Annotated in this window: 22 protein-coding genes; 13 read left to right on the top strand and 9 right to left on the bottom strand. The window is 69.1% G+C overall.

The window, feature by feature from the left end; translation table 11 throughout:
- The first annotated feature begins 20 nt into the window (after positions 1-20).
- Positions 21-1,937, top strand: coding sequence for a translational GTPase TypA (gene typA, locus ACX80H_RS04560; RefSeq protein WP_459311353.1), 1,917 nt, complete (start codon positions 21-23; stop codon positions 1,935-1,937).
- A 163-nt stretch (positions 1,938-2,100) separates the two neighbouring features.
- Positions 2,101-2,532, top strand: coding sequence for a hypothetical protein (locus ACX80H_RS04555; RefSeq protein ID WP_459311351.1), 432 nt, complete (start codon positions 2,101-2,103; stop codon positions 2,530-2,532).
- A 49-nt stretch (positions 2,533-2,581) separates the two neighbouring features.
- On the opposite strand, the gene ACX80H_RS04550 is transcribed toward ACX80H_RS04555, so the two are convergent.
- Entirely contained in the window at positions 2,582-2,830 is a 249-nt protein-coding gene (locus ACX80H_RS04550; RefSeq protein ID WP_459311349.1) for a hypothetical protein, read from the bottom strand.
- 143 nt (positions 2,831-2,973) lie between these two features.
- On the opposite strand from ACX80H_RS04550, the gene fdxA reads away from it, so the two are divergent.
- The 3 genes from fdxA (at position 2,974) to ACX80H_RS04535 (ending at position 5,901) form a co-directional block, all read left to right on the top strand.
- The gene (gene fdxA, locus ACX80H_RS04545; RefSeq protein WP_049829022.1) at positions 2,974-3,300 is read left to right on the top strand and encodes a ferredoxin; all 327 of its coding nucleotides are present in this window, start codon (positions 2,974-2,976) and stop codon (positions 3,298-3,300) included.
- Positions 3,301-4,455 (top strand): succinyldiaminopimelate transaminase, encoded by a 1,155-nt coding sequence (dapC, locus tag ACX80H_RS04540; RefSeq protein ID WP_459311347.1) that lies wholly within the window; start codon positions 3,301-3,303, stop codon positions 4,453-4,455.
- A gap of 162 nt (positions 4,456-4,617) precedes the next feature.
- Positions 4,618-5,901, top strand: coding sequence for a citrate synthase (locus ACX80H_RS04535; RefSeq protein ID WP_459311345.1), 1,284 nt, complete (start codon positions 4,618-4,620; stop codon positions 5,899-5,901).
- 132 nt (positions 5,902-6,033) lie between these two features.
- Here ACX80H_RS04535 and galE read toward each other — a convergent pair whose 3' ends face one another.
- A complete protein-coding gene (galE, locus tag ACX80H_RS04530) occupies positions 6,034-7,059 on the bottom strand; it encodes a UDP-glucose 4-epimerase GalE (RefSeq protein ID WP_459311344.1) in 1,026 nt (341 codons plus the stop codon).
- A gap of 127 nt (positions 7,060-7,186) precedes the next feature.
- Between galE and ACX80H_RS04525 the strand changes: the two genes are divergently transcribed.
- Positions 7,187-7,801, top strand: coding sequence for a hypothetical protein (locus ACX80H_RS04525; protein WP_459311343.1), 615 nt, complete (start codon positions 7,187-7,189; stop codon positions 7,799-7,801).
- Between the two features lie 21 nt (positions 7,802-7,822).
- Here ACX80H_RS04525 and ACX80H_RS04520 read toward each other — a convergent pair whose 3' ends face one another.
- Both ACX80H_RS04520 and dapD read right to left on the bottom strand, forming a co-directional pair.
- Positions 7,823-8,701, bottom strand: coding sequence for a hypothetical protein (locus ACX80H_RS04520; RefSeq protein WP_459311341.1), 879 nt, complete (start codon positions 8,699-8,701; stop codon positions 7,823-7,825).
- Between the two features lie 3 nt (positions 8,702-8,704).
- The gene (gene dapD / locus ACX80H_RS04515) at positions 8,705-9,673 is read right to left on the bottom strand and encodes a 2,3,4,5-tetrahydropyridine-2,6-dicarboxylate N-succinyltransferase (RefSeq protein ID WP_459311339.1); all 969 of its coding nucleotides are present in this window, start codon (positions 9,671-9,673) and stop codon (positions 8,705-8,707) included.
- Positions 9,674-9,718: 45 nt separating this feature from the next.
- On the opposite strand from dapD, the gene dapE reads away from it, so the two are divergent.
- A complete protein-coding gene (gene dapE / locus ACX80H_RS04510) occupies positions 9,719-10,810 on the top strand; it encodes a succinyl-diaminopimelate desuccinylase (RefSeq protein ID WP_459311337.1) in 1,092 nt (363 codons plus the stop codon).
- Between the two features lie 105 nt (positions 10,811-10,915).
- Here the strand turns inward: dapE and ACX80H_RS04505 are convergent, their stop codons facing one another.
- The 4 genes from ACX80H_RS04505 to ACX80H_RS04490 all read right to left on the bottom strand — a co-directional run bounded on the left by ACX80H_RS04505 (position 10,916) and on the right by ACX80H_RS04490 (position 14,210).
- Positions 10,916-11,794, bottom strand: a complete 879-nt coding sequence (locus ACX80H_RS04505; protein WP_459311336.1) for an amino acid ABC transporter permease — start codon at positions 11,792-11,794, stop codon at positions 10,916-10,918.
- The gene (locus ACX80H_RS04500) at positions 11,791-12,468 is read right to left on the bottom strand and encodes an amino acid ABC transporter permease (RefSeq protein ID WP_459311334.1); all 678 of its coding nucleotides are present in this window, start codon (positions 12,466-12,468) and stop codon (positions 11,791-11,793) included. Before ACX80H_RS04500 ends, ACX80H_RS04505 begins: the two co-directional genes overlap by 4 nt.
- A 77-nt stretch (positions 12,469-12,545) precedes the next feature.
- Entirely contained in the window at positions 12,546-13,388 is an 843-nt protein-coding gene (locus tag ACX80H_RS04495; protein ID WP_459311332.1) for a glutamate ABC transporter substrate-binding protein, read from the bottom strand.
- Between the two features lie 45 nt (positions 13,389-13,433).
- Positions 13,434-14,210: an amino acid ABC transporter ATP-binding protein gene (locus tag ACX80H_RS04490; RefSeq protein WP_459311330.1), complete on the bottom strand. Its 777-nt coding sequence runs from the start codon at positions 14,208-14,210 to the stop codon at positions 13,434-13,436.
- A gap of 116 nt (positions 14,211-14,326) precedes the next feature.
- Between ACX80H_RS04490 and ACX80H_RS04485 the strand changes: the two genes are divergently transcribed.
- The 5 genes from ACX80H_RS04485 to ACX80H_RS04465 all read left to right on the top strand — a co-directional run bounded on the left by ACX80H_RS04485 (position 14,327) and on the right by ACX80H_RS04465 (position 17,821).
- Positions 14,327-15,208 carry an LOG family protein gene (locus ACX80H_RS04485; RefSeq protein ID WP_459311328.1) on the top strand — a complete coding sequence of 294 codons (882 nt, stop codon included), beginning with the start codon at positions 14,327-14,329 and terminating at the stop codon, positions 15,206-15,208.
- A gap of 44 nt (positions 15,209-15,252) precedes the next feature.
- Positions 15,253-15,639 carry a DivIVA domain-containing protein gene (locus tag ACX80H_RS04480; RefSeq protein ID WP_459311327.1) on the top strand — a complete coding sequence of 129 codons (387 nt, stop codon included), beginning with the start codon at positions 15,253-15,255 and terminating at the stop codon, positions 15,637-15,639.
- Positions 15,636-16,286, top strand: a complete 651-nt coding sequence (locus ACX80H_RS04475; protein WP_459311325.1) for a DNA-3-methyladenine glycosylase I — start codon at positions 15,636-15,638, stop codon at positions 16,284-16,286. Before ACX80H_RS04480 ends, ACX80H_RS04475 begins: the two co-directional genes overlap by 4 nt.
- Positions 16,283-17,494, top strand: coding sequence for a hypothetical protein (locus ACX80H_RS04470; RefSeq protein ID WP_459311323.1), 1,212 nt, complete (start codon positions 16,283-16,285; stop codon positions 17,492-17,494). The genes ACX80H_RS04475 and ACX80H_RS04470 overlap by 4 nt, the downstream gene beginning before the upstream one ends.
- Before the next feature lie 159 nt (positions 17,495-17,653).
- The gene (locus tag ACX80H_RS04465; RefSeq protein WP_087076540.1) at positions 17,654-17,821 is read left to right on the top strand and encodes a DUF3117 domain-containing protein; all 168 of its coding nucleotides are present in this window, start codon (positions 17,654-17,656) and stop codon (positions 17,819-17,821) included.
- Between the two features lie 97 nt (positions 17,822-17,918).
- Here ACX80H_RS04465 and ACX80H_RS04460 read toward each other — a convergent pair whose 3' ends face one another.
- Positions 17,919-18,557: an O-methyltransferase gene (locus tag ACX80H_RS04460; protein WP_087077280.1), complete on the bottom strand. Its 639-nt coding sequence runs from the start codon at positions 18,555-18,557 to the stop codon at positions 17,919-17,921.
- A gap of 441 nt (positions 18,558-18,998) precedes the next feature.
- Between ACX80H_RS04460 and sigE the strand changes: the two genes are divergently transcribed.
- Complete coding sequence (gene sigE, locus ACX80H_RS04455) at positions 18,999-19,616, top strand: RNA polymerase sigma factor SigE (RefSeq protein ID WP_459313362.1); 618 nt, start codon at positions 18,999-19,001, stop codon at positions 19,614-19,616.
- Positions 19,617-19,619 lie beyond the last annotated feature (3 nt).

Raw genomic sequence — 19,619 nt, 5'->3', positions numbered from 1 at the left:
ACTGAATTGAGTCCTTACGCATGTCTGAAACCACAGGCAACACCGCTGTCCGCAGCGATCTCCGCAACGTAGCCATCGTGGCTCACGTTGACCACGGAAAAACCACCCTGGTCGACGCCATGCTGAAGCAGACCAACTCGTTCGCTGCGCATGGCGACGTCGCCGACCGCGTCATGGACTCGGGCGACCTCGAGCGCGAGAAGGGCATCACCATCCTCGCCAAGAACACCACGGTGTTCTACGACGGCCCGTCCGCCAAGGGCGAGACGATCACCATCAACGTCATCGACACCCCGGGCCACGCCGACTTCGGCGGCGAGGTGGAGCGCGGCCTGTCCATGGTCGACGGCGTCGTCCTCCTCGTCGACGCGTCCGAGGGCCCGCTGCCCCAGACCCGCTTCGTCCTCCGCAAGGCCCTCGCGGCCAAGCTCCCCGTGGTCCTGCTGGTCAACAAGACCGACCGCCCCGACTCCCGCATCGAGGAAGTCGTCAGCGAGTCGATGGACCTCCTCCTCGGCCTCGCCTCCGACCTCGCGGACGAGGTCCCCGACCTCGACCTCGACGCGATCCTCAACGTTCCCGTCGTCTACGCCGCCGCCCGCGCCGGTGCAGCGTCGCTCGAGCAGCCCGCGGACGGGACCGTGCCGTCGAACGACAACCTGGAGCCCCTGTTCCAGACGATCATCGAGCACATCCCCGCACCCCGTTACAACCCCGAGGGTGTCCTGCAGGCACACGTGACCAACCTGGACGCGTCGCCGTTCCTCGGCCGTCTCGCCCTGCTGCGCATCTTCAACGGAACGCTCCGCAAGGGCCAGACCGTCGCCTGGGCCCGCCAGAACGGTGAGCTCAAGTCCGTCAAGATCACGGAACTCCTCGCCACCAAGGCGCTGGACCGTGTTCCCACCGACTCCGCCGGACCCGGCGAGATCGTCGCCGTCGCCGGTATCGAGGGCATCACCATCGGCGAGACCCTCACCGACGTCGACAACCCCCAGCCGCTGCCGCTCATCACGGTCGACGACCCCGCGATCTCCGTGACCATCGGTATCAACACCTCGCCGCTCGCCGGCAAGGTCAAGGGCGCCAAGGTCACGGCCCGCCAGGTGAAGGACCGCCTCGACAAGGAGCTCATCGGCAACGTGTCGCTCCGTGTCCTGCCGACCGCGCGTCCCGACGCGTGGGAGGTCCAGGGACGTGGCGAGCTCGCGCTGGCCATCCTCGTGGAGCAGATGCGACGCGAGGGTTTCGAGCTCACGGTCGGCAAGCCACAGGTGGTCACCAAGACCATCGACGGCAAGATCCACGAGCCGATGGAGCACATGACCATCGACGTGCCCGAGGAGTACCTCGGCGGCGTCACCCAGCTCATGGCCGCCCGCAAGGGCCGGATGACCAACATGGCGAACCACGGCACCGGATGGGTTCGCATGGAGTTCATCGTCCCGGCGCGAGGCCTCATCGGCTTCCGCACCCGCTTCCTGACCGACACCCGCGGTGCCGGCATCGCGGCGTCGATCTCCGAGGGCTACGAGCCGTGGGCCGGTGACATCGAGTACCGCACCAACGGGTCGATGATCGCCGACCGTGCCGGCGTCGTGACCCCGTTCGCCATGATCAACCTGCAGGAGCGCGGCTCCTTCTTCGTGCAGCCCACCTCCGAGGTGTACGAGGGCATGATCGTCGGCGAGAACTCCCGCGCCGACGACATGGAGGTCAACATCACGAAGGAGAAGAAGCTCACCAACATGCGTGCAGCGTCCTCCGACACCTTCGAGAACCTGACCCCGCCGCGCAACCTCACGCTCGAGGAATCCCTCGAATTCGCCCGCGAGGACGAGTGTGTCGAGGTCACGCCGGAGAGCATCCGCATCCGCAAGGTCATCCTCGACGCCAACGAGCGCATGCGCGCCTCGCGTTCACGCGCCCGCGCCTAGCGCCGGCACCACCAGCAGAACAGTGGCCTACGACGACGCCGGTACCTCCCCAGCAGGGGAGGGCCGGCGTCCGGCGTTTGCGGACAGGGCCGGAGCAGGCGCGTCCACGCGCAGCCCGGAGGACGACCGTCCCCGTCCCGCGCCTGCCGCACCGGACCCACGGGTGAGTGCGCCGTCACCCCGTCGGGCGCCTGCACGGCCCGCAGCCGTCGTGGGCGCCGGGGGAGCCGGAACCGTCGCAGCCGTCTTCGGCACCCTCCTGCACGGGCACCTCGCCTTCGTGGGAGGGGTTCCCCTTCCCGTCGGCGCGCTTGCTGCGCTCGTGCTCGCGGGCAGCCTGTTCCTGCTGTGCGGGCTCTGGGCGAGGAACGTGGTCCTGACGGCGGTGGCGGGGGCGGTCGCCTACGGCGTGGTGGCCCTGCTGTCGACGTCGTCGAAGACGCTGATCCTCACCGGGTCATCGCCCACCGCTCCGGGCTCGGCCTTCGCGGGCAACGTGTGGCTCTTCGGCGTCCTCGCCGTGACGCTCGCCGCGGTGGCGTTCTGCGCCGTCGTCCTCGCTCCTTCGCGGCTCCGCCGGCCCACAGCACGCTGACTGCACGGCCGGGCGGCGTCAGTCGCCCGGCCGGGGGGACGGATCCGGATCAGGAGTCCCCGGGAATCCCTGCGCGCCGCGGAGCCCGGCGGGGCGGCGCGGGCGGTACGGCCCGTGCCGCCGTGACATCCGCGAGCAGGACGACATCGTCGCCCCTGCGCGTCCGCACCGTGCACGTGGTCACGTCCCGCGCCACGAGGTCGCCCAGGGAGTCGCTGAACCCGTCGGCGACGCGGCGGCGCACCACCACCCTGGTGTCGAGGGGAAGCGCCGCAAGGAAGGCTGAGGGATCCTGCACCCATCAAGGGTAGGCCCCTCCCGGTCCGAGCGGGGCACGCGGTGGCCTGCTGCAGTGGTCCTGCCGCAGCGGAGCATTGCGTTAAGCTGGGAACCGCACCGAGGGTGCGGCAGCCGACCCAGTTCTCTAGAAAGGCGTGGGAAGTGACCTACGTAATCGCGCAGCCATGCGTGGATGTCAAGGACAAGGCCTGTATCGAGGAGTGCCCCGTCGACTGCATCTATGAAGGTGAGCGGTCGCTCTACATCCACCCCGATGAGTGCGTGGACTGCGGCGCCTGCGAACCCGTCTGTCCCGTGGAGGCCATCTACTACGAGGACGACACCCCCGAGCAGTGGGCCGAGTACTACAAGGCGAACGTCGAGTTCTTCGACGACCTCGGCTCGCCCGGCGGAGCGGCGAAGGTCGGCAACACGGGCTTCGACCACCCGATCATCGCGGCCCTGCCGCCCCAGAACCAGCCCGCCTAGGTGGCGGCCGACGAGCCGACGTCCTTCGGCCTGCACCTGCCCGACTACCCGTGGGACGCCATGGCGCCCTACCAGGACATCGCGGCGCAGCACCCCGGCGGAGTGGTCAACCTGTCCATCGGGACTCCTGTCGACCCCACGCCGGAACTCATCCAGGCCGCCCTCGCCGCGGCTGCCGACGCACACGGATATCCGACCACCCACGGCACACCCCCCCTGCGCGAAGCGATCAGCGCGTGGTTCGCGCGCCGCAGGGGAGTGCCCGGGCTCGACCCCGAGGACATCCTGCCCACCGTGGGGTCCAAGGAGCTCGTCGCGTGGCTGCCCCTGTTGCTGGGACTGGGGGAGGGCGACGTCGTCGTCCGTCCCGCGGTGGCGTACCCCACCTACGACGTCGGCGCCCACCTCGCAGGGGCCACGGCGGTCGCGTCCGACTCCCTCGCCGACCTTCCCGAAGAGGTCCGTGCCCGTGTGCGCCTCGTCTGGATCAACTCGCCCGGCAACCCCACGGGCGAGGTGCTCGACGTCGACGGCCTGCGGGCGATCGTCGACGACGCCCGGTCGCTCGGGGCCGTCGTGGCTTCCGACGAATGCTACGGGGAACTCGGCTGGGGCCCCTGGGACCCCGCGGAGGGCGGCGAGCCCGTACCCAGCATCCTCGACCCCCGCGTCTCCGGCGGTTCCCACGAACTCCTGCTGGCCGTCTACTCGCTGAGCAAGCAGTCCAACCTCGCCGGCTACCGGGCCGCCTTCACGGCCGGGGACCCGGCGATCGTTGCCGGCCTCGTCAACTCGCGCAAGCACGCCGGCATGATCGTGCCCTACCCCGTGCAGGAAGCGATGCGCGTGGCACTCGGGGACGATGCACACGTGGCCGCGCAGAAGGACCTGTACCGCCGTCGTCGCGCACTGCTCGTTCCCGCGCTGGAGGGCGCCGGCTTCACGATCCGCGGCTCGGCGGCCGGCCTGTACCTCTGGGCATCGAACGGGAAGCCCACGTGGGACACCATCGGGTGGCTTGCCGGGCTCGGGATCCTGGCGGGTCCCGGCACGTTCTACGGCGACGCGGGAGAAGGATTCATCCGCGTCGCCCTCACGGGCAGTGACGAGAGGATCGAGGCGGCGGTCGCGCGGCTCGCCGCCACCGCCCGCTGACCGGGGCCTTGCCATTGCAGGGCGGAGGCACGCAGGATTAGTGATCGTGGCCCGCTGACGGTAGCGTTTCAGCTGAATGTGCGATGCCGGTGGGACGCCTGTCCTGCGGCGTAGCGAATGATTCGTGGCGAGGACCTCGCTCCAGCTCCTGAAGGAGAATCAATGACCGAGCAGAATGCTGCTTCCCTGCACTACGACGGCGGGAAACTCAGCCTGCCGCTGGTGCCCGCTGTCGAGGGCAACAACGGCTACGACGTGTCGAAACTGCTGAAGCAGACCGGCCAGGTCACCTTCGACCCCGGCTTCATGAACACCGCGGCCACCACGTCCGCGATCACCTACATCGACGGCGACGCCGGGATCCTGCGCTACCGCGGATACCCCATCGAGGAACTCGCGAAGAACTCCAGCTTCCTCGAGGTGTCCTACCTCCTCATCTACGGCAACCTGCCGACGCCCGAGGAGCTGAGCACGTTCGACGGCCGCATCCGCCGCCACACCCTGCTGCACGAGGAGCTGAAGGGCTTCTTCGGCGGCTTCCCCCGTGACGCGCACCCCATGCCGGTGCTCTCCTCGGCCGTCTCGGCGCTGTCCACCTTCTACCAGGACTCCCTTGACCCCTTCGACGACGAGCAGGTGGAACTCTCGACGTTCCGGCTCATGGCGAAGCTCCCCGTCATCGCGGCCTACGCACACAAGAAGTCCATCGGCCAGCCGATGCTGTACCCGGACAACTCCATGAACCTCGTGGAGAACTTCCTGCGGCTCTCCTTCGGCCTGCCCGCCGAGCCGTACGACCTCGACCCGATGATGGTCAAGGCCCTGGACCTGCTGCTCATCCTGCACGCGGACCACGAGCAGAACTGCTCCACCTCCACGGTGCGCCTCGTCGGCAGTTCCAACGCCAACATGTTCGCCTCGGTCTCCGCCGGGATCAACGCGCTCTTCGGCCCGCTGCACGGCGGCGCCAATGAGGCCGTGCTGAACATGCTGCGCGACATCCAGGCCAAGGGCATGCAGCCCGAGGACTTCATGGAGAAGGTCAAGAAGAAGGAAGACGGCGTGAAGCTCATGGGCTTCGGGCACCGCGTCTACAAGAACTACGACCCGCGCGCGAAGATCGTCAAGGCCACCGCCCACGACATCCTCAACAAGCTCGGCGGCAACGACGAGCTGCTCGACATCGCCATGCGGCTCGAGGAGAAGGCTCTGGCCGACGACTACTTCATCGAGCGCAAGCTCTACCCGAACGTCGACTTCTACACCGGCCTCATCTACAAGGCCATGGGCTTCCCGGAGAAGATGTTCACGGTCCTCTTCGCGATCGGCCGCCTTCCCGGCTGGATCGCCCAGTGGCGCGAGATGATGCAGGATCCGCAGACGAAGATCGGACGGCCGCGCCAGCTGTACACGGGCGAGGGAGAGCGGCACTACCCCGCGAACTGATCCCCGGCGCCCAGGCACCGGCAGCAACGACGGCGGCCGCCCACCTTCCCAGGTGGGCGGCCGCCGTCGTCGAACGTGTTCTTGGCTGCTCCGGACGCTCGGCCGCCAGGTCCGGGGCCGAGTGTCCCGGCGTCAGTCGTCCTGGACCGTCGCGTAGCCCTGCGGGTTGTTCTTCTGCCAGCGCCAGTGGTCCTCGCACATCTCGGCGAGGGTACGGGTCGCGGACCAGCCGAGGTCCGCGAGGGCCGAGGACGGGTCCGCGTAGCTGACCGCGGCGTCGCCGGGCCGGCGGGGAGCGAACTCGTAGGGGATGTCGCGGCCGACCGCGGCGGAGAACGCCGTGAGGACCTCGAGGACGGACGAGCCGTTGCCTGTGCCGAGGTTCCAGGTGTGCACGCCGCCGCGCGCCACGAGGTAGTCGAGCGCGGCGAGGTGCCCCTGCGCCAGGTCGACCACGTGGATGTAGTCGCGCACGCCCGTGCCGTCGGGTGTCGGGTAGTCGTTGCCGAACACCATCACCTTCTCGCGCCGTCCCACGGCCACCTGCGCCACGAACGGCAGCAGGTTGTTGGGGACGCCGGTCGGGTCCTCGCCGATGGTGCCCGAGGCATGCGCGCCCACGGGGTTGAAGTAGCGCAGCAGGGCAATGTTCCACCGGGGGTCGGCCGCCCCGAGATCAGTCAGGATGTCCTCGATCTGTTCCTTGGTGCGCCCGTACGGGTTGACGGCGTCGAGGGGGAGCTTCTCGGTGAGGGGGACTTCCTCCGACGCTCCGTACACCGTGGCGGAGGAGCTGAAGACGAGGGTGCGCACGTCGGCGTCATCCATCACGCGCAGCAGGCTCAGGGTGCCACCGACGTTGTTGGAGTAGTAGTACAGGGGCTTCTCGACCGACTCGCCGACCGCCTTCAGGCCTGCGAAGTGGATGACGGCGTCGACCTTCTCCTCGGCGAAGATGGTGCGCAGGCGCGGTTCGTCGAGCAGGTCCGCCTGGTGGAACGTCGGCGTGCGGCCCGCGAGTGCGGCCACCCGCTGGAGCGATGTCTCGGTGGAGTTCAGGAGGTTGTCGACGACGACGACGTCATGGCCGTGTTCGAGCAGGGTCAGGACGGTGTGCGAGCCGATGTATCCGCTGCCACCGGTAACGAGGATCTTCATGGTTCCATCCTAGGTCGGAGTGCCGCAGGTGCTTTCCCTGCCGCACTCCGAAACGTGCCCGGGACTCTGGAGCGCCGTCGGTCCGGGGTCTACTGTAGGAGCAGCCTGACTGGTGCAAGGGAGGCCCATGTCATACTCCGAAACCGGCTACAGCGCGCACTTCACGGTGGACACGTCCGAAGTGCTCCTCGTAGCGCTCTACCTGCGGGATTGCTCGGGGCTCCAGGGGGTGGGCAATCCCGCCCTGCCGCCCGTGGTGCCTCCCGTGCGGAGGGCCGAGACCCGACGCCTGACCGAACCCGCCGGAGGACCCGGAACGTTGAGGGTCGAATGGGAGGCGTGGTGGCACAGCCTCCTCCGCCACCCGATCAGCGACGCCGTGCTGCCCGTGCCGCCGCGACTGGAGGCCCTCGACGGCATGGAAGCGCTCAAGGCGCTGATGAGGGCGCACTTCGGTGCCGCAACGGCCTGGGCCGAGGAGCGGTGCGCCGAGTATGCCCTGCACTCGGGCGCGCGGGGTGCCGACACCATGGAGAACCTCCTGGCACGGATCCTCGAGGAGCGGGAGCTCGAGCTCGGCCGTGCCGCCCGCCGCTTCTCGCTCCAGATCGTCGAACTGCCACTCGGCGTGCATCGCGCGTGGTGGGTGGAGCCGGACAAGCTCCTCATGTGCCAGGAACTGTTCGACGACGAGCGTTCCTTCCGCAGCTATGTGGAGCCGGTCGTGAAGATGCTGGCCTGAGCCTCGGAGTCCCTGGGTCCGTCAGGGCGTGACTCCGGCGACGGTGACGGTGACGGTGCCGGGCTCCGACGTCGTCGCCGTCCACCCGCCGTCGGCCCTTTCCCACCGCTGTCCGGAGTGGGACACGGACGTGATGGAGAAGGTGGAGGCGTTCGCCACCGCCCACTGGGCGACGGCCCAGCCGCTGGTGCCCGAGACATCCAGGGTCAGCGTCGTGGCATCGACGACGCCTCCCAGCGGTCCGAAGACCTCCTCGGCCGCGGCCGAGACCGCCAGGGGGTCACCGGCGCCGTCCGGCTCGTGCAGCGTGCAGTCGAGGGCCGCGGGGGAATTGCCCGTCAGCGCGGAGGCGAAGGCACGCCCTTCCGGCTCGTGGTCCGCGTACGCCTCCGGGTGGGCCGACCGCTGCACGGTCTGCGCAGCCTCGGTGATGGGCAGCGTCTCGTACCCGGGAATCTTGACGAGGGCATCGTAGAAGGCACCGGTGGCGTAGAGGGGCGACATGATCTGCTCCTCCGTACCCCATCCCTGCGAAGGCCGCTGCTGGAACAGGCCGCGCGAGTCCGGACCGGCGTCGTCCCCGTAGTCGATGTTCTCCAGGCGGGACTCCTGGATCGCGGTGGCGATCGCGATGGACGCCGCGCGGGCCGGGAGCCCCCGGGCCACGGCGACACCGGAGATCAGGGCGGCATTCCCTGCCTGCGTCGGACTGAGCTCGAAGGTGTCCGTCCCCGTGGTCGCGCTGCAGCGCTCGCGGACCAGGACCTCGCTGTCCTCCAGCTGGTTGACCACCAGGACGCCGCCGCCCGTGACGATCGCCACCAGGGCAGCGAGCATGACGCCCGTGCGCACCTGGCGACGGCGACGACGGACCGCAGCGGAGGGAGGCCTCGGCGACATGAGCTAGTTGGCGTGCAGGGCCGGGTTGAGGGCAATGCCCTCGCCGGTGCGGGGGCGCGCCTCGACGGCTCCCGTGGCGGAGTTGCGCAGGAACAGGATGCCCGGCTCACCCGAGAGGTCCTTCGCCTTAACGAGCGAGCCGTCCTGCAGGGTCACCTTGGTGCCCGCCGTCAGGTAGAGGCCGGCCTCGACGACGCAGTCGTCCCCGAGCGAGATGCCGACCCCCGACTCGGCGCCCAGCAGGCAGCGCTCACCGATGGTGATGCGTTCCTTCCCGCCGCCGGACAGCGTGCCCATGATCGAGGCGCCGCCGCCGACGTCGGACCCGTTCCCGACGACGACGCCCGCGGAGATGCGGCCCTCGACCATCGAGGTGCCGAGCGTGCCGGCATTGAAGTTCACGAAGCCCTCGTGCATCACGGTGGTGCCGTCGGCCAGGTGGGCTCCGAGCCGGACGCGGTCCGCGTCGGCGATCCGGACGCCGGCCGGGACCACGTAGTCCACCATGCGCGGGAACTTGTCGACGCCGTAGACGGCCACGGACCCCCGGGCGCGCAGGCCCGCGCGGACGGTCTCGAAGCCCTGCACGGCGGCAGGGCCATGACTCGTCCACACCACGTTGGCGAGGAGTCCGAAGATCCCGTCGAGGTTGATGGTGTTGGGCTGGACGAGCCGGTGGGAGAGGAGGTGGAGCCTCAGGTAGGCATCCGGGGTGTCTGCCGGAGCCTCGTCCGGATCCACCGTGACATCGACCACGCGCTGGGTGACGCGGCGGACGTCGTCCGCACCGGACCCGGCGAGGGACTCCAGGGTGGCACGGAGGTCCCGCCGCGCGGCGGTGTCCATCGGGTCCTCACCGAGCCAGGGGGCGGGGAACCAGGTGTCCAGGACGGTGCCGTCCGAGGCCACCGTGGCGAGGCCGAGACCGCCGGCTGTCCGCTGGGACGCGCCGGGCAGGGGGGAGCTGGGCATGGGAGGAGTCATGGGCACCAGTCTACCGAGCGATAGGGTTGCAGCATGATTCAGACACCATCGGCGGACCTCGATCCGGCCTCCGACGTCGCCCAGCTGACAGCCCGACTGATCGACTTCGAGAGCGTCTCCGGAAACGAGGCCGTCCTCGCGGACGCCGTGGAGCGGGCGCTGCGCGGCCTGGAACACCTCGAAGTGGTGCGCGACGGCGACTGCGTGATGGCGCGGACACGGCTCGGCCGGGCGGAACGGGTCATCCTGGCCGGGCACATCGACACCGTGCCGCTGCCGACCGTTCCCGGATCGAGGGGGACCGTCCCCTCCTCGTGGGAGGGCGACGTGCTGTTCGGACGGGGGGCCACCGACATGAAGGGCGGCGTCGCCGTGCAGCTGGCGCTCGCGGCAGCCCTCACGGAGCCCACCCGCGACATCACGTTCATCTTCTACGACCACGAAGAGGTCGAAGCCTCCCTCAGCGGTCTCGGCCGTGTCGCCGCCTCCCATCCGGAGTGGCTGAAGGCGGACTTCGCGGTGCTCCTGGAACCCACCGACGGCACCGTGGAGGGCGGGTGCAACGGGACGGCCCGCTTCGATGTGCGGGTCGCCGGCAAGGCCTCCCACTCCGCCCGGGCCTGGATGGGGCAGAACGCCATCCACGGCGCCGCCGAGATCCTCGTCCGGCTCCGCGACCACGAGCCCGCCACCGTCCACGTGGACGGCCTCGACTACCGCGAGAGCCTGAACGCGGTGAAGATCACCGGCGGCACAGCGGGCAACGTGATCCCGGACAGCACGGTGATCGAGGTCAACTACCGCTTCGCCCCGGACAAGACCCCCGAGCAGGCCGAGGACTACGTGCGGGCCCTGCTCGAAGGCTTCACCGTCGAGCGGACGGACGCCGCAGCGGGGGCGCGGCCCGGACTCCAGCACCCGGCGGCCGCCGCCTTCGTGGCGGCGGTCGGCGCCGAACCCAAGCCCAAGTACGGCTGGACCGACGTCGCACGTTTCAGCGCCCTCGGCGTGCCGGCGGTCAACTTCGGACCCGGCGACGCGCTCCTGGCCCACACCGATGACGAGCACGTGCATGCCGACGCCGTACGTGCCTGCCTCCGCGCCCTGACCACGTGGCTGTCCTGAGCGGCTGACCCTCCCTAGCCTGACCCGGCTGGTTCGACCGGCCCTAACACGAGGAAGGGCCCGGCACTCGCCGGGCCCTTCCTCGTCGTGCTGCTCGGAACCTGCTCAGGTGGGAGCCGGGGTGGAGGCATCCAGGGCGATGGACCCCGTGGCTGCCCGCTTGCGCCCCTTCGTCCGGAAGCTCAGGAGGACGGAGAGGCGGGTGGCCAGGGTGGAGAGGGCGAAGTTGATGAGGATGAAGATCGCCGCTGCGACGAACAGGGACGGGATCACGTTGCCCTCGCCCACGCCGAGGCGCCGGGTGAACTGCAGCAGCTCCGGATAGGTGATGATGAAGCCGAGGGCCGAGTCCTTCAGGATCACGACGAACTGGCTGATGAGCGCCGGCAGCATGGCGATGAGGGCCTGCGGTACCTCGATGTTGCGCAGCGACTGGTTCCTCGTCAGGCCGATCGCCATGCCTGCCTCGCGCTGGCCCTTCGGCAGCCCGTGGACGCCCGAGCGCACCAGCTCCGCGATGACCGACCCGTTGTAGAGGGTCAGGGCGATGACCACGGCGATCAACGGGGCATCCTGCGGATTGACGGAGTCGGAGCTGCCGAGGGCCAGCCAGAAGAAGATCATCATGAGCAGCACGGGCACCGCACGCAGGAATTCGACGACGATCCCGGCAATCCAGCGGATCGGCGCGGAGTGCGACAGGCGTCCGACGCCGAAGACCAGGCCGAACAGTACCGAGGTGACGATCGAGATGCCGGCCGCCTTCAGCGTGTTGAGCAGGCCGGGCAGGATGAAGAACTCCCACGTCCGGGATTCGAGGAAGGGCGTCCACATGCCTGCCGTGAGCTGGCCCTTGTCGGCGAGTGCGGAGATCACCCAGGCGAGGATGCCGAGCACGATCAGCGCGCCCACGATGTTCCCGATCAGGATGGTGCGGCGCCCGCGCGGGCCGGGCGCGTCGAAGAGGACCTGCTGCGCGCTCATCGTGCCACCGCCAGTTTCCGTGAGGCCCAGGTGGTCAGCAGCCCGATGGGGATCACCAGGATCACGAAGCCGAGGGCGAAGGTGAGGAAGATCGGGATGACGAGGTCCGAGCGGAACTCGATCATGGTCTTCATGAGGCCCGACGATTCCGTGGCGACCGAACCGGCGGCCGCGACGGTGGAGTTCTTGATGAGGGCGATCAGGACGTTGCCGAGGGGGGCGATGGCTCCGCGGAAGGCCTGCGGCAGGATGATGAGCCGGGCTGCCGGCAGGAAGCTCAGGCCGATGGCACGGGCGGCTTCGGCCTGGCCCAGGGGGACCGTGTTGACGCCGCTGCGGATCGCTTCGCAGACGAAGGCGGCGTGGTACAGCGAGAGGCCGACGATGGCGATGCGGAAGAGGCTCACGTTGAGGTCATTCGCGAGGCTGATCTGCATGACGGAGAACAGTCCGAGGAAGCCGAAGGCGAGGATGATCGTCAGCGGCGTGTTGCGGAAGATGTTCACGTACGCCGCACCGAACAGCTGCAGGCTCGGGATGGGGGAGATGCGGAACAGGGCCAGCACCGTGCCGATGGCCAGGGCCCAGATGGCTGCCCAGAAGGACAACTGGATATTGACCCAGAACGCGGCGGGCACGTTGTAGGTCTCGAACAGCGACAGGTAGTTCTCCACGGTTCACCTCTTTCCTGGTGGGGAACACGGCATTGGCGGGGCGGTCCGGACGGACCACCCCACCAATGGGCGGAATGCTAGGCGCAGGGCGCCGGGGTCGGCGGGTTCAGCTCCGCGTTGTAGGTGTAGTCGGCACCCTCGGTGTTCTTGGTGATCGCCTCTTCCCAGGCACCGTCGTCGATCATCTTGGTGATGGCCGCGTTGATGTCCTCGCACTTGTCGCTGCCCTTGGGGAGCCCGACTCCGTAGTTCTCCTCCGAGAACGTGTTGCCGACCACCTTGAACTTGCCGGCGTTGGCCTCCTGCGCGGCGAGGCCGGCGAGGATGATGTCGTCGGTGGTGACGGCGTCGATCTGGCCGCCGCCCATCGCGGTGACGCACTCGGCGTAGCCCGGCTGCTCGACGAGCTGCACGCCGGGGTACTGGTCCTTGATCTTCTGGGCCGAGGTGGAGCCGGTCACCGAGCACAGGTTCTTGCCCTCGAGGTCCTCGGGCCCGGTGATGTCGCTGTCCGTGGGGACGAGGAGGTCCTGGCCGGCGACGAAGTACGGGCCGGCGAAGTCCACCGTCTCCTTGCGGGTGTCGGTGATGGAGTACGTCGCGAAGATCATGTCCACCTGGTTGTTGGACAGCAGGTTCTCACGGTTAGCGGACGGGGCTTCCACGAACTCGATCTGGTCCTCGGTGAACCCGAGCTCGCCTGCCACGTACTTGGCCACGTCGACGTCGAAACCGGAGTAGGAGCCGCCCTCGTCGTAGCCGAGGCCGGGCTGGTCGAACTTGATGCCGATGCGGACGGTCTCACCGCCGGCCTCACCGGTCTCGCCGCCCTCGCTCTCGGCGCTGCCGCCACCACAGGCGGACAGTGTCAGTGCTGCGATGGCAGCCACCGCGGCTGCTGCGTATCGGGTCTTCTGCATTGGTTCTCCTTGCGTTGCGGCCGGTGGCCTCTTCGGATACAGGGGTCAGTGGGAGAGGATCTTGCCGAGGAAGTCCTTGGCGCGGTCGCTCTGCGGGTTGGTGAAGAATTCCTCGGGCGTCGCCTGCTCCATGATCTGACCGTCGGCCATGAAGATCACACGATCGGCGGCCTTGCGGGCGAAGCCCATCTCATGGGTCACCACGATCATCGTCATGCCCTCCTTGGCGAGGGCCACCATGGCGTCGAGGACCTCGTTGATCATCTCGGGGTCGAGCGCGGACGTGGGCTCGTCGAACAGCATCACCTTCGGTTGCATGGCCAGCGCCCGGGCGATCGCTACACGCTGCTGCTGGCCGCCGGACAGCTGGGCCGGGAGCTTCTGCGCCTGGTTGTCGACACCGACGCGCTTGAGCAGGGACATCGCCAGGTCCTTTGCCGCACCGCTCTTCATGCCCCGCACCTTCACCGGGCCGAGCGTGACGTTCTCGAGGATGGACTTGTGGGCGAAGAGGTTGAACGACTGGAAGACCATGCCGACGTCCGCGCGGAGCTTCGCGAGGGCTTTCCCTTCGGCGGGAAGCACCTTGCCATCGATGGTGATCTCGCCGTCGTCGATCGTCTCGAGGCGGTTGATCGCGCGGCAGAGCGTCGATTTCCCGGAACCGGAGGGGCCGATGACAACGACGACCTCGCCGCGGGCGACCTCGAGATTGATGTCCCGGAGAACGTGCAGCTCCCCGAAATGCTTGTTCACGTTCTTGAGGGAGACGAGGGCGCTTCCCGAGGCCGCGGGCACAGTCGGTTGCTGTTCACTTGTCATGGAAGAAATCTAGCGAACTATTCCTCGCGGGCGATACGGGGCAGGGGAAGAGCCGTGATCGTGATTGAAGAGCAACCAAAACCCCCGGGGCGCCGGCTGTTGGTTAGCCTAGGTAAATGTCTCCCTCCCAGCACCCCGCGGCAAGCGACGACGCTCGCCCCCCTCTGTACGACGACGTCGCCGGCACAGGTTCCCCCCAGCCCTCCGCCGAGGACGGCGGTCTGTTCGGCGCCCGCCCACCGGGGGCGAGCAACGGGGCGGGCAGGGCGACCAGGCGGAAGGGCTCCGTGGAGCTGCGCCGCGCCCAGGCGACGGTGCCGCAGTCGGACAACATGCTCCTCGACGCGGACGACACCAAGGGCTTCACCCGCACCGACCCCTGGCGCGTGCTGCGCATCCAGAGCGAGTTCGTGGAGGGCTTCGGGACCCTCGCCGACCTCGGCCCCGCCATCAGCGTCTTCGGATCGGCCCGGACGGCGCGGAGCTCGGCCTACTATGCGATCGGCGAGGAGGTGGGCCGGAGGCTGGTGCAATCCGGCTTCGCCGTCATCACCGGGGGTGGCCCCGGCGCCATGGAGGCTGCCAACAAGGGCGCCTGTGAGGCCGGCGGGACGTCGGTGGGGCTGGGCATCGAGCTGCCGTTCGAACAGGGCATGAACGAGTGGGTGGACCTCGGCATCAACTTCCGCTACTTCTTCGCCCGCAAGACCATGTTCGTCAAGTACGCGAGCGGCTTCGTGGTCCTGCCGGGCGGGTTCGGCACCCTTGACGAGCTGTTCGAGGCGATGACGCTCGTGCAGACCGGCAAGGTGACATCCTTCCCCATCGTGCTAATCGGCGTCGACTACTGGCGCCCCCTCATCGACTGGATCAAAGGCACGCTGCTCGCGGAAGGAACCGTGTCCGAGAAGGATCTCTCGCTGCTGCAGCTCGTCGACACCGCAGAGGAGGCCGTGCGGATCGTCGCGGCATCGGCGGGCCACGACCACCCGTCCTGACCCCGGTCCTGACCCTCCCGGGACCGCTCTGGCACCATTGCGGTGTGACTATCTTCCTGGTGATCCTCGCCATCCTGCTGATGGGAGCAACAGCGGTCCTTGCTTCGGGTCGCCCGTTGCCGGCGCCCTTCCAGCACATCGGGCCCGGTCTGCGGGCCGCCTCCGGTGCCGGTCCCGCCGGGCACCACGACGACTCCCTGCGGGGCGGCGGCATGGGTCTGGTGGAGCCGGTGGCCTCGCTGCCGCCCGTCCTCCTTCCCGACACGCCCTCGGCCCGCGACGTCGACGCTGTCCGTTTCGGCCTCGGACTGCGCGGGTACCGGATGGACCAGGTGGACGAGGTCCTGGACCGGCTGACCGCGGCGCTCGAGGAGCGGGACGCGGTCATCCGGGACCTGCGCTCGCAGCTCGCGGTCAAGGACGCGGGATGAGCGGGGCGGTTCCCGGATCCGATGGCCGGCGGCGCTGCGGCTGGGCGGTGTCGAGCGAGGAGTACGAGAAGTACCACGACGAGGAGTGGGGGCGGCCCGTATTCGGTGAGGCAGGCCTGTTCGAACGGCTGAGCCTCGAAGCGTTCCAGTCGGGCCTGAGCTGGATCACGATCCTGCGGAAGCGCGAGGCGTTCCGCCGGGCCTTCGCCGGCTTCGATCCCGCCGTCGTCGCGGGCTTCGGCGCGCAGGACATCGAGCGGCTGATGGACGATGCGGGCATCGTGCGGAACCGGCAGAAGATCGAGGCGACGATCGCGAACGCCCGTGCCCTGCTCGCGCTCCCGAACGGGACCACCCTCGGCTCCGTCCTCGAGAGCCACCGGCCGGTCCCCGGGCCCGCGCCCGCCACCCTCGCGGACGTCCCGGCCATCACCCCCGAGAGCACGGCGCTGGCCCGGGAACTCCGAGGACTCGGCTTCCGCTTCGTGGGACCCACGACCGCGTACGCGATGCTCCAGGCCACGGGCTACGTGGATGACCACCTGCGGGACTGCTGGGTCCGGGCCGAGCCGCAGCAGGGCCGGCCTTCGGCGGCCGTTCCCGGTGAGGCCGGCGCGGCTGAACCCTCCGGCCCCGTCGGCCCGTGAGCCGCGTGGTGCCGGCCCGGGCGCACCGGTCCGCACAGTGGCACGCGCACTGGTCCCTGCAGGTCCTGGCGGTCTTCGCCGTCGGTCGCCTCGTCTCGACCGGGATCCTCCTGCTCGCCGCGGCACGTCAGGGCCCCAGCCCCTGGTCCGGTCCGGCCCCCTCGTACGGCACGTTCATCAACTACTGGGACAGCGGCTGGTACGAACGCATCTTCACCGAGGGCTATCCGACGGACCTGCCGCGGGACGCGCTGGGCGTCGTGAGCCACAACCAGTGGGCGTTCTACCCGCTCTACCCGGGACTCGTCCGGGTCCTCGACGCCGCCACCGGCCTGGGCTGGGGGCTCCTCGCGCCTCTCGTGTCCGTGGCCGCTGCGGCGGGTGCATCGCTCGTGATCTACCGGCTCTTCCGCCTCGGGTCGGACCACCGGGCGGCGCTCGCAGGCGTCGCCGTCGTGTCCTTCGCGCCCGTCTCCGCCATCCTCCAGGTTCCGTACGCGGAGTCCTTGCACCTGCTGCTCCTCGCCTCCGCGCTGTACCTGGTGTCCACGGGCCGGTACTACGCGGCGATGCCCGTCGTCGTCCTGATGTGCCTTGCACGGCCGACCGGGGTGCCCTTCGCCATCGCGGTGGGGGTCCTGTTCCTTGCCGCCCTCCGAACCGTCCGGCGCAGAGCCGTCCGCGGTGGACCGCCGGCACAGCCGGTGCTGCCCGTGTTCCTGCTGGGGGTGGTCTCGTCGCTCGGCGCTGTCGCCTGGCCGCTGATCGCCTGGGCCGTCACGGGGCAGCGGAACGCCTATGTGGCGACCGAGACCGCATGGCGTGGTGAGGCACTGGTCCCCTTCGCGCCGTGGCTCGAGGCGCCGGCCGCCATCGTGGGTCCCGCCGCGGCCGTGCTGGTCGTCGCGGGCCTGCTCCTGGGCGTCGTCGCGCTCTTCCTCGCGCCCGCCGTGCGCTCGACGGGGCTGGTCGCCGGTGCCTGGTGCGCGGGCTACCTGCTGTACCTCGGGGCGTTCTGGGATCCGCAGTCGAGCACGTGGCGGATCCTGTTCCCGCTGTTCCCTCTGGCGCTTGCCGTCGCCGGCAGCCGCTTCGGGATCCGCATCCTGTGGGTGCTGCTGCCGGTATCGGTGCTGCTGCAGTTCTTCTGGGTGGATTGGCTGTGGGGCTGGTCCCCGTCCGGACCGGATGGGGATTATCCACCCTGAGTGTGATCCACGCCGCACCTGAATTAGCAGGTGCAGGGCTTGTGCTGAATAATGAAGGTGATGACGTGCACCGCCGGACCTTTGGGCTACCGGCCGGCGCACTGTTTACTGTCGCGCTGCCGCTGATCGCGGTCGCGCCCTGTTGAAAGGGACACCCCCATGGCTGCCATGAAACCGCGTACCGGCGATGGACCGATGGAAGTCACCAAGGAGGGGCGCAGCCTCATCATGCGGGTGCCGATCGATGGCGGCGGACGCCTTGTCGTCGAACTCAACGCTGAGGAAGCGGGCAAGCTCAAGGACTGCCTGCTCACCGTCACCACCTAGGCCGTCCGAACCGGTCACCACCTAGGCCATCCGAACCGGGAGTCCCGGTCTCCTGGTCCAGCCGTCGGGGCAGGCGGCAGGCGCCGCCCGCCCGCCGCTAGGCGCGCTGCTTCACCGCGAGCAGGAGCCCGGTGCCCGTGGGCACGAGTGCCGAGACGAGGGCCTCGTTCTCACGGATCATCTTCCCGACCTGGCGGAGCGTATTGGTCGACTGCTCGCGCACGGCGGGTTCCGCCACCCGGTCCTGGTCCAGCGCGTCGTTGATGATCATGATGCCGCCGTCCTTGAGCAGGCGCGTCGCCTGCTCGACGTAGACCGGCAGGCCCGGCTTGTCGGCGTCGATGAACACCAGGTCGTAGGCGGCATCCGTCAGGCGCGGCAGCACATCGGCCGCGCGCCCCGAGATGGTGCGTGTGCGGTTCGAGGGGATGCCGGCCTCGGAGTAGGCCTCCCGGGCGGCCCGGAGATGGTCGACGTCGGAATCGATGGTCGTCAGGACCGCATTCCGCCCAAGGCCCCTCAGCAGGCAGACTCCCGACACCCCGGCTCCGGCACCCACCTCGACCGCGGTGCTCGCCTTGGAGGCTGCCGCGAGGACGGTGAGTGCTGCGCCGACGGCAGGCGTGACGGGGGCGACGCCGAGCTCGTGGGAGCGGTCGCGCGCCCGAAGCAGGATGTCGTCCTCGTCGGGGAGTCCTTCGGTGTAGGACCAGCTGCTGTGTTTGTCGGCGGCCATGAACATCCGTTCTGTGGTTACTTGAAGTGGTTACGGGCAGTGGTGATGGGAGGCGGTGCACCCCGGGAGGCGGTGCACCCCGGGAGGCGGTGCACCCCGGGAGGCGGTGCACCCCGGGAGGCGGTGCACCCCGGGAGGCGGTGCACCCCGGGGTGCGGGCGCCCCGCCCCAACACTACTGTGCGGCGCAGCCCGACTTCCATGCGGGCGAGCGCGCAGGCGAGCATAGCGGGCCCGGCGTCCCCGGGGCGGGTACACCGCAGAGATCTGCCAGCCAGTTCCCAGCTTGGTGCGAAAGACTTCCTTCTCGGGACATCCAGCATGAGCACGGCCCCGAATCCCCGGTACCACCGCAGCCGTGGCAGCCGCGGGGTAGGACCTGTTCGGGATGCGTGGCGAGAAGGGGTAGATGATGTCTAGCGTGAAGGCGGCAGAGGCCGCCATGGAGGCCGTTCCCGGAGCGGATGTGCCTCTCCTCGATGAGCACGGCAATCCGTGGGTGGCGCCGTCCTGGGAGGAAGTCGTCACCAACTACTCGCCGAAGGTCTACCGCCTGGCCTACCGCCTCACCGGCAACAAGTTCGATGCCGAGGACCTCACGCAGGAAGTCTTCGTGAGGGTCTTCCGTTCACTGGCGAACTTCAAGCCGGGAACGCTCGACGGCTGGCTGCACCGCATCACCACCAACCTGTTCCTCGACCAGGCGCGGCGCAAGACCCGCATCCGGTTCGACGGACTGACGGAGGAAGCCGAGAGCAGGCTGCCGAGCAAGCACCCCGGCCCCGAGCGCAGCTTCGAATTCAACAACCTGGACATCGACGTGCAGGCAGCCCTGGAGGAACTTCCGCCGGACTTCCGCGCCGCCGTCGTGCTGTGCGACCTCGAGGGCCTGGCGTACGACGAGGTGGCGCAGGTCCTCGGCGTCAAGCTCGGGACCGTCCGCTCGCGTATCCACCGTGGCCGGACGATGCTGCGGGAGAAGCTCGCCCACCGCGACCCGCGGAAGCCGGGCGGGAACGGTGCCGCCCTGGGCGTCCCACGGATCGCCGGCCTGGGTTAGGAA

It is taken from the genome of Arthrobacter pasteuri (genome assembly GCF_054510955.1).
This window is presented reverse-complemented; position numbering and strand designations above follow the sequence as displayed.

Bases quoted from the DNA above. Each gene is read 5' to 3' on its own strand.
- typA (WP_459311353.1), top strand. From the start codon at position 21: ATGTCTGAAACCACAGGCAACACCGCTGTCCGCAGCGATCTCCGCAAC.
- ACX80H_RS04535 (WP_459311345.1), top strand. From the start codon at position 4,618: ATGACCGAGCAGAATGCTGCTTCCCTGCACTACGACGGCGGGAAACTC.
- galE (WP_459311344.1), bottom strand. From the start codon at position 7,059: ATGAAGATCCTCGTTACCGGTGGCAGCGGATACATCGGCTCGCACACC.
- ACX80H_RS04525 (WP_459311343.1), top strand. From the start codon at position 7,187: ATGTCATACTCCGAAACCGGCTACAGCGCGCACTTCACGGTGGACACG.
- ACX80H_RS04520 (WP_459311341.1), bottom strand. From the start codon at position 8,701: ATGTCGCCGAGGCCTCCCTCCGCTGCGGTCCGTCGTCGCCGTCGCCAG.
- dapD (WP_459311339.1), bottom strand. From the start codon at position 9,673: ATGCCCAGCTCCCCCCTGCCCGGCGCGTCCCAGCGGACAGCCGGCGGT.
- dapE (WP_459311337.1), top strand. From the start codon at position 9,719: ATGATTCAGACACCATCGGCGGACCTCGATCCGGCCTCCGACGTCGCC.
- ACX80H_RS04505 (WP_459311336.1), bottom strand. From the start codon at position 11,794: ATGAGCGCGCAGCAGGTCCTCTTCGACGCGCCCGGCCCGCGCGGGCGC.
- ACX80H_RS04495 (WP_459311332.1), bottom strand. From the start codon at position 13,388: ATGCAGAAGACCCGATACGCAGCAGCCGCGGTGGCTGCCATCGCAGCA.
- ACX80H_RS04490 (WP_459311330.1), bottom strand. From the start codon at position 14,210: ATGACAAGTGAACAGCAACCGACTGTGCCCGCGGCCTCGGGAAGCGCC.
- ACX80H_RS04485 (WP_459311328.1), top strand. From the start codon at position 14,327: ATGTCTCCCTCCCAGCACCCCGCGGCAAGCGACGACGCTCGCCCCCCT.
- ACX80H_RS04475 (WP_459311325.1), top strand. From the start codon at position 15,636: ATGAGCGGGGCGGTTCCCGGATCCGATGGCCGGCGGCGCTGCGGCTGG.
- ACX80H_RS04465 (WP_087076540.1), top strand. From the start codon at position 17,654: ATGGCTGCCATGAAACCGCGTACCGGCGATGGACCGATGGAAGTCACC.
- ACX80H_RS04460 (WP_087077280.1), bottom strand. From the start codon at position 18,557: ATGGCCGCCGACAAACACAGCAGCTGGTCCTACACCGAAGGACTCCCC.
- sigE (WP_459313362.1), top strand. From the start codon at position 18,999: ATGGAGGCCGTTCCCGGAGCGGATGTGCCTCTCCTCGATGAGCACGGC.